This is a genomic window from Streptomyces sp. NPDC001380, from assembly GCF_042895785.1.
In the GTDB taxonomy this organism is placed as follows: domain Bacteria; phylum Actinomycetota; class Actinomycetes; order Streptomycetales; family Streptomycetaceae; genus Peterkaempfera.
The window spans coordinates 85966-99490 of record NZ_JBIAWP010000020.1 but is presented as its reverse complement, the minus strand read 5'-3'; the positions used below and the strand labels follow the sequence as shown (position 1 = coordinate 99490).

Genomic DNA, 13525 nt, shown 5'->3' with positions numbered 1-13525 from the left:
GCCGCACGTCGCCGCGCGAGGAGACGTCGCCGGCGGTCGTGGCGTCTCCCTGCGGTGGTGACGACAGCCCTGGTCGCCGTGGTGTGCGGCGCCGGCCATCTGCTCCTGGTGCCCGGCACGCCGTCTCCGGCCGGCACCGTCGCGGCCCCGCCCACCGCGGAGGCCGCCGCCGCCCCCACGAAGCACCCCCTGACGCACACCACGGCCGCCCCGAAGCCCTCTCCCCCGCCCTCCCCGAAAGCCTCGTACCCCGTGGACGGACCCGGCACCTACACGTGGGCCAAGGGAACCTCGGAGCGCATCGGCACCAGGGGCAGGCTGATCCGCTACGCCGTCCGGCTGGAGGACGGCACCGATCTGGACGTCGACGATGTCGCCGAGGAGATCAAGGGGATCCTCGGCGACCCCCGGGGCTGGACCCGGCACGGCGTGGCCTCCTTCCAGCAGGTGGACCGGCCCCCGTACGCGATGCTCGTCACGCTCGCCTCGCCCGGCACGACCGACAGGCTCTGCGCCCGGTGGGGGCTCGACACGGGCGGCGAGGTCAACTGCGGCGTCGCCCCGAACCTGATCGTCAACCTCAGGCGCTGGATCGAGCTGAGTCCCCAGTACGCCGGCCGCCCCCACGCCTACCACACGCTGATCATCAATCACGAGGCCGGCCACGACCTGGGCTACGGCCACCGCACCTGCCCCGGCCCCGGCCGGCCGGCACCGGCGATGATGCAGCAGATCAAAGGCCTCAGGGGCTGCAGGCCCAACCCGTACGTCTACGACAGCGACGGCGCGTTCATCGACGGTCCCAAGGTCCCGTGAGCGACCCGTGGGTGAGGGGCAGTCCGTGATCCGGGCGCCCCGCCTCCCGTCGGCCGCGGTGCGTGCGGACGACCGGGTACGAACCGGTCGGCACAGGGCGGCCGTGCGCATGATCGGGCGTGACCCGGCGGGGGGCGTGCCCGGCCGGAGGCCGCCTCGCCCGGCCGTCACCCCGCGGGCGCGCCGCGCCCCCGGCGGGGGGCGGTTGCGGCAAGGCGGCCCGCGCGCGGCAGGGCCGCCTCCGGGAGGACGGCGGCCCTGCACAAAAGGTGCGTATACGGAAAGGCGGTGGACAGCACACCGGTCGGACCGATGGGCAGACGACCACCACGCATCGATCACCACGGGGGACAGTCCATGCGCACCACCGTGTTCGCACGCCGCGGAGCTCCGGTCCTGCTGGCGGCCGCGCTGCTGGCGGCCTGCTCGGCGGGGCACGGCGGCACCGCGGTGCCGGTCTCCGACGACGCCACCCCGGCTGCGGCTCCGGCCTCCCCCGGCGGCCCCTCCGCGGAGGACTCCGGGTCACCCGCTGCGGCCCCCGCCGGGTCGTCGAGCCCCTACCCGACCAGCGAGGCGGCGCCCGGCGCGGCGGCGCCGGCGGTCCGGGACTCCTTCGCCGTGCTCCAGGCGACCTACAACGACGGCTGCGGAACCCCGGGGAACTGCCGGTACTTCCTCACGAGGGTGCTGACCGACCTCGACGACCTCGGCGCGTCGATGAAGGCCGACCCCCAGGGCGCGGAGCACTTCCACGCCCCCCTCGCCCGGATCGGGGCCATGCAGGCGGCCCTCGGCGGCGACGCCCCCTTCCCCAACCTCAGGCGCCACCAGGACCTCCTCGTCGGCACCCGGGACAGGATCAACACGTGGATGCAGTCGCACCCCGAGGACTACCGCTGAGCCCCCTCCCGCCCGGGGAACGCGCCCTCCCCGTTCCCGCCGGAGCGCCTCGGCGCCACCGCACTACGCTCGGGGCGTGACGACCTCCACCTGGGACCCCGCGGCGGCAGGTGTGCTGCGCCTGCCCTCGGGCCGGCTGGTCCGCGGCCGGGCGCTGCGCCGCCCGCTCCCGCCGGGACCGCCGCCGGACTTCGCCCTCCACCTGCTGGGCCGCCGGCCCGCGCCCGTGCCCGTGCCCTGGGAGGCCCGGTGGCTGCGATGGCCCGACTTCCGGCTGCCGTCCGACCGGGCCGCGGCCCGGGAGGCGCTGCGCGAGGCGTGGGAGCGCGCCGGGTCCGAACGCGTCGAGGTCGCCTGCGGCGGCGGGCGCGGCCGGACCGGCACCGCCCTGGCCTGCCTCGCCGTGCTCGACGGCGTTCCCGGGCCCGAGGCGGTCGCCTACGTCCGCGCGCACTACGACCCGCGCGCCGTCGAGACGCCCTGGCAGCGCCGCTTCGCCGCCGCCTTCGGGTAGCGCGCCGTCACCCTGGTCCCGGAGGAGGTCGACCGGCGTCGCGGCCGCCGGTGCCGCGGCGCCGGGGAGGAGCGCGCGAACCGTCCCCGTCCCCAGCCGCGGCCCGGGCCCGCTGCCGGACGGCAGCGGCACCTCCCGAGAGGAGCGGCCGCCAGCGCCTCCGCGACGACCGCACCGGCCCGCAATTCTTCATATCCGCGAACTCGCCCGACGCTTGACGCGGGAGCACATGTGCTGAATCATTCAAGCCGTGAGGATGTGAGATCCAGGTGAATTCCGACAGCGCTTCTCCATCGGGCGGCACCTCTCGGATACGGGCGATTCCGCGCACCATTTCCGCCGTCACCGAGGCCCTTCCTCATGCCCGACGCGGAGATTTCCGCGCCGCCGTGGCCGGGGCCGGGGAGGGGGGCGGCCTGGACACGGTGATGACGACATGGTGGCTCGAAGCCATGTTCGAGTCGATCCCCGGGCGGGACCAGCGCCTCGACGACACCGTCGCCGCAGTGGGGCTCGTCGAGCTTCCGGAGGAGGAAGGCTGATGCAGCCCGACTCGACGGGCTGGAAAGCGGTCATCCAGATCACGGCCGCCGAAGTGCTCAACGGGATGCGGGACGCGGGCCACATCGAGCTGCGCGACAGCATCATCCGCTTTCTCCGCGCCCTGGCGATCGAGGTCGGCACCACGGTCACGTCCGGCCACCCGCCGCCGGGCCTGCCCATGACCATTCGAGGCGTCACCTGGTACAGCGTGCACGTATTCAACGATCCCGTATTCTTCAACTACAGCATCTACCCGGAAGAACGGCAGATCAGGATCTGTGACTTGATCTGGGTGGAGGCCCTGTGAATTCTTCCACCGTTCGCGGGGGCCGATGGCGGGAACGGGGAAGAGGCACGGTTCCCGCAGGTGCCGCCTTCAGGACGCATGGCACAACGGCGGGACAAGGCCATGGTCGACCCCGGCCCGGGAGGCATTGACCGTCCGGTCAGGTGCGGCGGACAGTCCGTGGACCGTGGCGGCGGACGCCGGGCGCCGGGCGCCGATCGAACCGTTGCCGCCGCGGCGGCAGAGCCGGGGACGCGGTCGAGGGGCGGGAACCGCCAGTACGCCTGCACCGGGGTCCTCAGACCCCCTGCCAGGGTTCTCTCCGGCACGTCGGTCAGCCCGGGCGCCGCGGCCCCTGCCGTCCGGTGCGGAGCGTCAAGGCCGTACGCACCCGCGACAGCACCTGCTGGGACGTGCTGGGCTTCCTCCTGCGCCGCGCCGCCTTTCCCGTCGATGTCGTGCACGGCGACGAGCCCGTCACGGACGACGACTGGGGCTACGGGCCACCCATGTGCCTCCCGGCCGACCGTGTCCGCTTCGCTGCCGGGAATCTCGACCGGGTCGGCTACGACGACCTGGTCCGAGGAGTCGATCCCGCGGAACTGGGCCGGGCAGGGGTCTACCCCCTCATCTGGGACCGCCCCGAGTCCCTGGAGTGGGCCCGCGGCCGGTACGACTCCCTGGCGGCCTTCTTCTCAGCAGCAGCACGCGCGGGTGATGCACTGCTGATCTGGCTGGACTGAACCTCGCTCCACGCGTTCGGGGAGGCTTCCCGCCGCCTGCCGGAACCCTCACTCGCGCTCGTCACCCGGTCCTCGCCCGGCCGGGCCGGTGCGCCGGCGTCCGGCGACGTCGTGCGCCGTCACGGCGGGGAGCGCGCCGTCCTCCCCCGCTGCGGCCGGTCCCGCCGAGCGCTGGTGCGGACCGCCGTACGCGCGCCCTGGCCCCCTGCGAGGCCCCCGGACCGGAACACGGCCGGCCCGCCCGGCCCGCGGACAGCCCTGCGGGGATCCCTCAGAGGTCCCAGGACCGGGGACGGTCCGGTCCGGGCGGCGGGCCACTGCCCGGAGAAGGCCTCCGGGGCAGGGGCGCCTCGGCGTCCGCCCCGGCTCAGACCTCGTCGATGAGGTCGGCGATGGACTTCACGACGCGGCCCGGCCGGTAGGGGAAGCGCTCGACCTCGCCGGGCCGGGTCAGGCCGGTGAGGACGAGGACGGTCTCCAGGCCGGCCTCCATGCCCGCGACCACGTCGGTGTCCATGCGGTCGCCGATCATGGCGGTGCTCTCGGAGTGGGCCTTGAGGGTGTTGAGGGCCTCCCGCATCATCAGCGGGTTGGGCTTGCCCACGAAGTAGGGCTCCACACCGGTGGCCTTGGTGATGAGGGCGGCCACCGAGCCGGTGGCGGGCAGGGCGCCCTCGGCGGAGGGGCCGGTCTCGTCGGGGTTGGTGGCGATGAAGCGGGCGCCGCCGTTGATCAGGCGGATCGCCTTGGTGAGCGCCTCGAAGCTGTAGGTGCGGGTCTCGCCGAGTACGACGTAATCAGGGTTGACGTCGGTGAGGACGTACCCGATCTGGTACAGGGCGGTGGTGAGGCCGGCCTCGCCGATGACGTAGGCGGTGCCGCGCGGGCGCTGTCCGTCGAGGAACTTCGCGGTGGCCAGCGCCGAGGTCCAGATCGACTCCTCGGGCACCTCCAGGCCGCTGCCGGCCAGCCGGGCGGCGAGGTCGCGCGGGGTGTAGATGGAGTTGTTGGTGAGGACCAGGAACGGCTTGCCCGACTCGCGGAGCCGGGCGATGAACTCCTTGGCCCCGGGGATGGGCGTGCCCTCGTGGACGAGCACCCCGTCCATGTCGGTCAGCCACGACTCGATGGGCCTGCGGTCTGCCACGTGCCTCTCCCTGCTCCCGGCGGGCGCCCGGGCACCGTGCGTCCCGGCCTCTCCGCGTGATGGCTCCCCCGACGATCGCAGCGTAGTCGCAGCCCCCGGACCGGGACGAGGCGTCCGCGGGGCGGGACGGGGACGGGAGGACGGCGGGGACGGTCGTCAGTTCCAGACGCCGGTGATGTCGGACGACGTGGCGGCGGCGCCCGCGTGCGCGGTGCCGTACATGTCCTCGATGGTGCGCAGCACGTCGAAGTGGTCGTAGGTGGTCGCCGTGGAGGATCCGGCGAGCACGGGCTGGCCGTAGAGGACGGTGGCGACGTGGTTGCCGCTGGTGCCGTTGTCCTCGTCGAAGGTGACCAGGAGCAGGCTGTTGTGGGTCTTCGCCCAGGTCGCGTAGGCGCCGAGGTTGTTCTTCAGCCAGGTGTCGCCGGTGGAGACCGAGCAGTCGTGCATGTCGCTGCACAGGTTGGGGATGACGAACGAGACCTGGGGCAGCGTGCCGTAGTCCGTGGGTAACTGTGCGAAGGTGCGGGCGCTGGAGGTCGGCACGTTGGAGAAGCCGAACCACGGGTTGTGCTTGCGGGCGTACTTCCCGCTGCTGCAGGTGGTGGAGCCCTGGCTCGGCAGCGACTCGTTGTAGCTGGCCCAGGTGCGGCCGGCGGCGATCAGCTCGGAGGCGAGGTTCGGGGCGGAGCTGAAGCCGGGCGTGTAGCAGTTGTCGTTCGTGATGCCCTGGGTGGCGCCGGAGAACAGGTCGAAGTAGTTGGGCTGGCTGGGGTGGGTGAGGGCGTAGGAGGCGGTGAGGTTGGCGCCGCCGGCCTTGAGGGAGTTGATGTAGGGGGCGCTGGAGCTGCCGATGATCTGCCCGTAGGAGTGGTTCTCGAAGACGACGACCACGGTGTGGTCGGGGGTGGGGACGGCGGCGGCGGCCTGCGCGGTGCCGGCGCCGGTCCACAGGCCGAGCGAGGCGGCGGCGAGGCCGAGGGCGGAGACGACGGTGGTCAGGGAGCGGCGGGGCATGCTGTCCTCCGTGCGACGGGAGCGGGCGGGCCTCCACCGTAGGAGCGCAACCGTGTCATGCACCCGGCGGGACAGGTGAAGTTCAGGCGAACAGGGGCGCCAGCACCAGCTCGGCCGCCCCCCGCGCCACCGCGCGCTCCCCGGCCCGCGCGACCGACACCGGGACCGCCTGCCACGCCGGGTCGGGGACGCGCGCGGCCAGCTCCGCCGCGACGCCCCGCACGAAGACGTCCGGCGCCGCCAGGACGGCCCGGCCGCCCAGCACCACCCGGTCCACGTCGAGCAGCCGGACCAGTCCGGCCGCTCCGACGCCCAGCAGCCGGGCCGCACCCGCCGTGTCGCCGGCCCGCAGCGCGGCCAGGCAGAGCACCTCCAGGCAGCCGCGGTTGCCGCAGTCGCAGCGGGGGCCGTCCAGCTGGACCGTCTGGTGGCCGAACTCCCCGGCGTTGGTGCGGGCCCCCCGGTACAGCGCCCCGTCCAGGACCAGCCCGGCGCCGAGGCCGCTGCCGAGGTGGAGGTAGACCGTGGAGCCGGCCCGCACGGGCTCGGCGAGCACCGCCGCGTTGGTGTCCTTGTCGAGGACGACCGGCAGGCCCAGCCGCTCGGCGAGGGCGTCCCGCAGCGGGAAGCCGTCCCAGCGGGGCAGGCCGGTCACCCGGTGCAGCACCCCGGCGGCGTGGTCCAGCGGCCCCGGGCAGCCGACGCCGACGCCCAGCAGGGGGGCGCCGCCCTCCGCCGCCGCCCTCCGCGCCGCCCCCGCCCCCTGCGCCGCCGCCGCGGCCTCCCGCACCACCGCCGCGACCCCGTCGGCGACCGCCGCCGGGTCCTCCGGGCGCAGCCCGGCCTCGCGGAGGGCGACCGGGCGCCCCGCCAGGTCGGCGACCAGCACCGCGACCCGGTCGCGGTCCAGGTGGACCCCGGCGGCGAGGCCGGCCTCGGGCACCAGGCGCAGCAGGGTGCGCGGCTTGCCGCCGGTCGGCTCGCCGCGGCCGGCCTCGGCGACCAGGCCCTCGTCCCGCAGCCGGGCCACGATCTTGCTGACGGCCTGCGGGGTCAGCCCGCTGCCCGCGGCGAGCTCGCCGCGGCTGACGCCGTCGCGGCCGCGCAGCAGCCCCAGGACCACGGAGGCGTTGTGCCCGCGCAGGGCGGGCAGGTTCAGTGCACTGCTCACGCGGCCATTCTTGCACTTTCGCAACACTGTTGTTTAAGTGGAGGGCATGTCCGATCCCCTCCGCACAGGCCTCGTCGGCTTCGGCGTCGCCGGCTCCGCCTTCCACGCCCCGCTGATCGCCACCACCCCCGGGCTGCGGCTGGACGCCGTGGTCACCTCCAGCCCGGAGCGCCGCGAGCAGCTGCGCCGCGAGCACCCCGGCGCCCGCGCCGTCGAAGCGCCCGAGGAGCTGCTGGCGGACCCCTCCGCGCTCGACCTGGTCGTGATCGCCTCCCCCAACCGCACCCACGTGCCGCTCGCCCGCGCCGCCCTGGAGGCCGGGCTCCCCGTCGTCGTCGACAAGCCCCTCGCCGGCACCGCCGCGGAGGCCGCCGCCCTCGTCGGCCTGGCCGAGGAGCGCGGACTGATGCTCACGGTCTTCCAGAACCGCCGCTGGGACGGCGACCTGCTCACCGTCCGCCGCCTGCTGGAGGCCGGCGCCCTCGGCTCCGTGCGGCGCTTCGAGTCCCGCTTCGAGCGGTGGCGCCCGCAGATCAAGGAGGGCTGGCGCGAGCTGGCGGACCCCGCCGAGGTCGGCGGCACCCTGTACGACCTGGGCAGCCACCTGGTCGACCAGGCCCTGACCCTCTTCGGCCCGGCCACCGCCGTCTACGCCGAGGTCGACGTGCGCCGCCCCGGCGCCGCCGTCGACGACGACGCGTTCGTCGCCCTCACCCACGCCTCCGGCGTCCGCTCCCACCTGTGGACGAGCGCCACCGCCGCCCAGCTCGGACCCCGCCTGCGGGTCCTCGGCGACCACGCCGGCTACACCAAGCACGGCCTCGACCCGCAGGAGGCCGACCTGCGCGCCGGCCGCCGCCCCGGCGACGGCCGCCCCTGGGGCGCCGAGCCCGAGTCCGCCTACGGCGTCCTCGGCACCCCCGACGACAGCGCGCCGCTCCCCACCGAACCCGGCGACTACCCCGCCTTCTACCGCGGCGTCGCCGCCGCCCTGCGCGACGGCGCGGCCCCGCCCGTCGACCCGCGCGACGCGGTCGCCGTCCTCGCCGTCCTGGAGGCCGCCCGCCGCTCGGCCGCCGCCGGCACCACCGTCCACCTCACCGGCGGGGACGCCGGGCAGGGCACCACGGGCACCACGGGCACCACCGAAGGGAGCGGGCGCGCGTGAACCCCACCGACCTCGCCGAACTCATCCAGCTGGTCGAGGCCGAGGAGAAGCGCCTCGTCCTGCCGCGCCTCGACAACGACGACGCCTGGCGCCTGGGCACCACCCTCACCGACCTCGCCCGCGCCCGCGGCGCCGCCGTCACCGTCGACGTGCGCCGCAACGGCCAGCAGCTCTTCCACTGCGCCCTGCCCGGGACCAGCGCCGACAACGACGCCTGGATCCTGCGCAAGTCCCGCGTGGTGGACCGCTTCGGCCACGCCTCCTGGCTGGTGGGCCTGCGCTTCCTCGCCAAGGGCTCCACCTTCGAGGAGAAGTCGCGCCTGGACCCGGACCTGTACGCCGCCCACGGGGGCGCCTTCCCGCTCACCGTCTCCGGCGTCGGCGTCGTCGGCACCGTCGCCGTCTCCGGCCTGCCCCAGGCCGAGGACCACCGCCTCGTCGTCGCCGGGCTCGAACGCCACCTCGCGGGCGCCTGAGCCCCGGCGCGCACGGCCGGGCCCCCGGCACCGGCCGCGGCGACCGCCTGAACGCGCGCGGGGCGGCGGCGGCCCCACCGGGCCGCCGCCGCCCCGCACCGGTGCACGCCCCGGCGCCCGGACGCGTCACACGCCCCGGTGGCGCGCCAGGTGCGCGTCGATCTCCGCCGCCAGCCGGGCCTTGCCCGCCCCGTCCAGGAACGACGCCTCCACCGCGTTGCGCGCCAGGGCCGCCACGCCCGCCTCGTCCAGGTCCAGCAGCCGCGCCGCCACCGCGTACTCGGTGTTCAGGTCGGTGCCGAACATCGGCGGGTCGTCGCTGTTCACCGTCACCAGCAGGCCGGCCGCGACCATCTCCCGGATCGGGTGGTCCTCGATGCGCTCCACCGCCCGGGTCGCGATGTTCGACGTCGGGCACACCTCCAGCGGGATGCGGTGCTCGCCCAGGTGGTCCACCAGCCGCGGGTCGCGGACCGCCTGCGTGCCGTGGCCGATCCGCTCCGCGCCCAGGTCCCGCAGCGCGTCCCACACCGTCTGCGGACCGGTGGTCTCGCCCGCGTGCGGCACGCTGTGCAGGCCGGCCGCCCGCGCCCGGTCGAAGTACGGCTTGAACTGCGGCCGCGGCACCCCCACCTCGGGGCCGCCCAGGCCGAAGCTGACCAGGCCCTCCGGGGCCAAATCCAGCGCCAGGCGCGCCGTCTCCTCCGCGGACTCCAGGCCGGCCTCGCCCGGGATGTCGAAGCACCAGCGCAGCACCACGCCCAGCTCGGCCTCCGCGGCCCGGCGCGCGTCCTCGATCGCCTCCATGAAGGCGACGTCCGGGATGCCGCGGCGCACCGAGCTGTACGGGGTCACCGTCAGCTCCGCGTACCGGATGTTCTGCCGGGCCATGTCCTCGGCGACGCCGTAGGTCAGCGCCCGCACGTCCTCCGCGTCGCGGATGAGGTCCACCACCGACAGGTACACCTCGATGAAGTGCGCGAAGTCGCGGAAGGTGAAGTACTCCGCCAGCAGCCCCGGGTCGGACGGCACCTTCGTGGTGCCCTCGTGCCGGGCCGCGAGCCCGGCGACGACCCGCGGCGACGCCGAGCCGACGTGGTGGACGTGCAGCTCCGCCTTCGGCATCCCCGCGATGAACGCCCCCAGCCCGTCCGCGCCCGCGGCGCCCGCCGCATCCACCGTCCGCGCCTCCGCACCCGACCCGGCCTGCGCTCCCGTCCTGTTCCCTGCACCCACCGACGACATCCCTCGCTCCTCGTGCTCCCCGTCCGTGACGACCCCCGCATCGTCGCACGGCCTCAGCCGGCGGCCATCACCGAGACCGTGTGGATCAGCAGGCCCGCCAGCGACCCCACCACCGTGCCGTTGATCCGGATGAACTGCAGGTCGCGCCCCACGTTCGCCTCGATCTTCCGCGAGGCCTCCACCGCGTCCCACCCCGCGACCGTCTCCGAGATCAGCGAGGTGATCTCGTCCCGGTAGGTGTCCACCACGTACTCGGCCGCGTCCTCCAGCCACCCGTCGACCTTCCGCTGCAGCCGCCCGTCCGAGGCCAGCCGCTCCCCCAGCGACCGCACCCCGTCGCGGATCCGCCGCCGCAGCTCGCTGTCCTCGTCCTCCGCCGCCGCCAGCACCAGCGACCGCACCGCGCTCCACGAGGAGGCGATCAGCTCCTGCACCTCGGGGCGCGCCAGCAGCTGCTCCTTCGCCCGCTCCACCCGGCCGATCGTCCCCGGGTCGGTCCGCAGCTCCCGCGCGAAGTCCGCCAGGAAGCCGTCGACCGCGCCGCGCGCCGGGTGCGCCGGGTCGTCCCGGACCTCGGCGGCGAACCGCAGCAGCTCCTTGTGGACCCGCACCCCCACCTGGTGGTCGATGAACTTCGGCGTCCACCCCGGCGACTCCTCCGCGATCCGCTGCACCACCTCCTCCCGGTGCTCCACCAGCCAGTCGTGCAGCCGCACCGCCACCAGGTCCACCACGCCCCGGTGGCCGCCGTCCGCGACCACCCGCCCCAGCATCCGGCCGAGGGGCTGCGCCACCTGCTGCGAGGAGAACCGCCGCGTCACCGCCTCCCCCACCACCGCCTGCACGTCCTCGTCGCGCAGCACCGCCAGCACGCCGCGCAGCGCCGCCGACGCCTCCCGCGTCACCCGCTCCGCGCTGCCCGGCGCCGCCAGCCACCGGCCGACGCGCCCGCCCACCCCCAGCGCCCGCAGCCGCCCCCGCACCACGTGCGCCGCCAGGAAGTTCTCCCCCACGAACGCACCCAGGCTCCGCCCGAAGACGTCCTTCTTCGTCGGGATGATCGCGGTGTGCGGGATCGGCAGCCCGAACGGGCGGCGGAACAGCGCCGTCACCGCGAACCAGTCGGCGAGCGCGCCCACCATGCCCGCCTCCGCCGCGCTCTCCACGTACCCGGCCCAGGCGCCCGCGCCCGACGCCCCCGCCCACCGGGCCAGCCCGTACACGGCCGTCGCCACCAGCAGCAGGCCCGTGGCCAGCACCTTCATTCGGCGCACCCCGCGCCGCTTCGCCTCGTCGGAGGCGGTGAACCGCACGCCCGACACGGCGGTGGCGCCGCCGGGGCCCGCGTCCACCCCGCCGCCCACGCCCGGCTCCGCGCCGCCGCCCGCACCCACGTCCACGCCCGCGCTCCCGTCCGCACCCGTCACGACCCCGATCCTCCCCGCTCCGGCCGCACGAAGGCCGCCGACCCGGACGCCCGGCAGGGGACGCCCGGGCCCGCAGCCCACCGTATGCGGTGCCCGGCCGGCCCGCGGAGACCGGCCGGACGGCGCCCGCACACCCCCGTCAGCCCGACCGCACCGCGGCCCCCTCCCCCGCCCCGGCCGCCGCCCCGGCCCGCTCCCCCGAGTACAGCCGCGCGATCACGTCCTCGATCGCCGGCTCCCGCACCGACAGGTCCACCAGCGGGTAGCGGGCCGCGACCTCCGCCACCAGCGGCGCGGCGCTGCGCGACGCCGGGAACGCCAGCCACTGCCGCGGCCCCTCCACCCGCACCACCCGCGCCCCCGCCACCTCCACCGGCGGGTGCGGCGCGGCCAGGTCCACCACCAGCATCCGCTCGCTCTCCCCCACCGCGTGCAGCTCCGCCAGGCCTCCGTCGTGGACCACCCGGCCGTGGTCGATGACCATCACCCGCGAGCACAGCCGCTCCACGTCGGTGAGGTCGTGCGTGGTGAGCAGCACCGTCGTGCCGTGCCCGGTGTTGACCTCCCGCAGGAACTCCCTTACCCGGTTGCGGCTGACCACGTCCAGCCCGATCGTCGGCTCGTCCAGGTACAGCACCCGCGGGTCGTGCAGGAGCGCCGCCGCCAGGTCGCCCCGCATCCGCTGGCCCAGGGAGAGCTGCCGCACCGGGGTGTCCAGCAGCGGCCCCAGGTCCAGCATCTCCAGGCAGCGGTCCAGGTTGCGGCGGAAGCGGTCCGCGGGGACCCGGTAGACGCGGCGCACCAGCTCGAAGGAGTCCCGCAGCGGCAGGTCCCACCACAGGGTGGTGCGCTGCCCGAAGACGACGCCGATGCGGTGCGCGAGCCGCACCCGCTCCCGCGCCGGGTCCACGCCGGCGACCCGCAGCCGCCCGGCGCTGGGCACCAGGATGCCGGTGAGCATCTTCACCGTCGTCGACTTCCCCGCGCCGTTGGGCCCGATGTACCCGACGCACTCGCCCTCCTCGACGGTGAAGTCCAGCCCGTCGACGGCGCGCACCTCCCTCCTGGTCCTCCTGAACCGGCCGGCGCGGGCGCGCACGGTGAAGGTCCGGCTGACGCCGTCGACCTCGATGAGTGCCATGGTCCCTCTCACGTCCTCTCGTGTCCGGTGGGGTCCGCGACGGGGGTTCAGCTGCCGGTGCCGCGGTACGAGCGCAGACCGGCCCGCCACAGCAGGCCGGCCGCGGCCGCCGCCAGGGCGGCGGCCGCCGGGGAGGCGAAGCGGAACGCCTCCGGCAGGTGCAGCGGGTCGGGGCGGCCCAGGACGTGCAGCGCCGGCAGCCAGTTGACGAAGGCCAGCGGCACGCCGAACACGGTGCCCGCGACCAGCTCCCGGGCGAAGACCGTCGGCGGGTACTGCAGGAGCGTGGCGCCGCCGTAGGTGACGGTGTTCTGCACCTCCGCCGCGTCCGCCGCCCAGAACTGCAGGCAGGAGCCGGCCACGAACAGCGACGCGAAGATCACCGTGCCGCAGACCGCCATGACCGGCAGCAGCAGCACCCGGTCCCACGTCCAGTCCACGTGCAGCCCCGCCAGCGCCCACACCAGGACCGCCGACGCCTGCAGCGGCCGCCCGATCCGGCGCAGCGCGAAGCGGTCCGCGGCCATCTGCGCGAGGGCCGGCGCCGGGCGCACCAGCACCACGTCGAGGGTGCCGAGGCGGATCCGCTCGCCCAGCTTGTCGATGCTGCCGACCAGCAGGTCCGCCAGGCCCATCGCCAGGCCCGCGGTCCCGTACAGGAACGCCACCTCCCGCAGCCCCCACCCGCCGAGGCTGCCCGTGTGCCGGAACATCAGCGCGATCACGACGAAGTCCATCCCCGTCGCCGCCAGGTTGCCGACCGTCATCAGCACGAACGACGTCCGGTACGCCATCGCCGAACGCGTCCACATCGCGGCGGTCATCCACCACACGCGCAGCCCCCACGCCGTCCGGCCCGGCAGCCGCCCGCCGGGGGGAGCGGAGCCGGCCCCGGCGCCCGGGGCGGCGGCGGCAGGGGAGCCCGGCC

The 13525-nt window shown here is 75.5% G+C and carries 14 protein-coding genes; 7 read left to right on the top strand and 7 right to left on the bottom strand.

All coding sequences use genetic code 11. The annotated features are described in order from the left end of the window. The first annotated feature begins 57 nt into the window (after positions 1-57). The 5 genes from ACFY07_RS22610 (at position 58) to ACFY07_RS22590 (ending at position 3805) form a co-directional block, all read left to right on the top strand. Positions 58-816, top strand: coding sequence for a DUF3152 domain-containing protein (locus tag ACFY07_RS22610; protein WP_390871029.1), 759 nt, complete (start codon positions 58-60; stop codon positions 814-816). Positions 817-1173: 357 nt separating this feature from the next. Then, positions 1174-1719 carry a hypothetical protein gene (locus tag ACFY07_RS22605; RefSeq protein WP_390871027.1) on the top strand — a complete coding sequence of 182 codons (546 nt, stop codon included), beginning with the start codon at positions 1174-1176 and terminating at the stop codon, positions 1717-1719. 76 nt (positions 1720-1795) lie between these two features. Beyond that, the gene (locus ACFY07_RS22600) at positions 1796-2233 is read left to right on the top strand and encodes a protein-tyrosine phosphatase family protein (RefSeq protein ID WP_390871025.1); all 438 of its coding nucleotides are present in this window, start codon (positions 1796-1798) and stop codon (positions 2231-2233) included. Positions 2234-2774: 541 nt separating this feature from the next. Next, positions 2775-3083, top strand: a complete 309-nt coding sequence (locus tag ACFY07_RS22595; RefSeq protein WP_390871023.1) for a hypothetical protein — start codon at positions 2775-2777, stop codon at positions 3081-3083. Between the two features lie 344 nt (positions 3084-3427). Then, positions 3428-3805 carry a DUF1877 family protein gene (locus ACFY07_RS22590; protein ID WP_390871022.1) on the top strand — a complete coding sequence of 126 codons (378 nt, stop codon included), beginning with the start codon at positions 3428-3430 and terminating at the stop codon, positions 3803-3805. A gap of 367 nt (positions 3806-4172) precedes the next feature. Here ACFY07_RS22590 and ACFY07_RS22585 read toward each other — a convergent pair whose 3' ends face one another. From ACFY07_RS22585 to ACFY07_RS22575, 3 genes are all read right to left on the bottom strand, one after another. Then, positions 4173-4952, bottom strand: a complete 780-nt coding sequence (locus tag ACFY07_RS22585; protein WP_230747172.1) for an HAD-IIA family hydrolase — start codon at positions 4950-4952, stop codon at positions 4173-4175. A gap of 156 nt (positions 4953-5108) precedes the next feature. Then, positions 5109-5969: an alkaline phosphatase family protein gene (locus ACFY07_RS22580; protein ID WP_390871019.1), complete on the bottom strand. Its 861-nt coding sequence runs from the start codon at positions 5967-5969 to the stop codon at positions 5109-5111. Between the two features lie 82 nt (positions 5970-6051). Further along, complete coding sequence (locus ACFY07_RS22575; protein ID WP_390871017.1) at positions 6052-7140, bottom strand: ROK family transcriptional regulator; 1089 nt, start codon at positions 7138-7140, stop codon at positions 6052-6054. A 46-nt stretch (positions 7141-7186) separates the two neighbouring features. Here ACFY07_RS22575 and ACFY07_RS22570 point away from each other — a divergent pair, with 46 nt between their 5' ends. Further along, positions 7187-8308, top strand: a complete 1122-nt coding sequence (locus tag ACFY07_RS22570) for a Gfo/Idh/MocA family oxidoreductase (protein ID WP_390871015.1) — start codon at positions 7187-7189, stop codon at positions 8306-8308. Further along, positions 8305-8784 (top strand): heme-degrading domain-containing protein, encoded by a 480-nt coding sequence (locus ACFY07_RS22565; RefSeq protein ID WP_230747177.1) that lies wholly within the window; start codon positions 8305-8307, stop codon positions 8782-8784. Before ACFY07_RS22570 ends, ACFY07_RS22565 begins: the two co-directional genes overlap by 4 nt. A 126-nt stretch (positions 8785-8910) precedes the next feature. On the opposite strand, the gene ACFY07_RS22560 is transcribed toward ACFY07_RS22565, so the two are convergent. The 4 genes from ACFY07_RS22560 to ACFY07_RS22545 all read right to left on the bottom strand — a co-directional run bounded on the left by ACFY07_RS22560 (position 8911) and on the right by ACFY07_RS22545 (position 13421). Then, entirely contained in the window at positions 8911-10029 is a 1119-nt protein-coding gene (locus ACFY07_RS22560; RefSeq protein ID WP_390871013.1) for an adenosine deaminase, read from the bottom strand. 53 nt (positions 10030-10082) lie between these two features. Further along, entirely contained in the window at positions 10083-11456 is a 1374-nt protein-coding gene (locus ACFY07_RS22555) for a DUF445 domain-containing protein (protein WP_390871011.1), read from the bottom strand. 139 nt (positions 11457-11595) lie between these two features. Beyond that, positions 11596-12597 carry an ATP-binding cassette domain-containing protein gene (locus tag ACFY07_RS22550; RefSeq protein ID WP_390871009.1) on the bottom strand — a complete coding sequence of 334 codons (1002 nt, stop codon included), beginning with the start codon at positions 12595-12597 and terminating at the stop codon, positions 11596-11598. Positions 12598-12644: 47 nt separating this feature from the next. After that, positions 12645-13421, bottom strand: a complete 777-nt coding sequence (locus ACFY07_RS22545; RefSeq protein ID WP_390871076.1) for an ABC transporter permease — start codon at positions 13419-13421, stop codon at positions 12645-12647. Positions 13422-13525 lie beyond the last annotated feature (104 nt).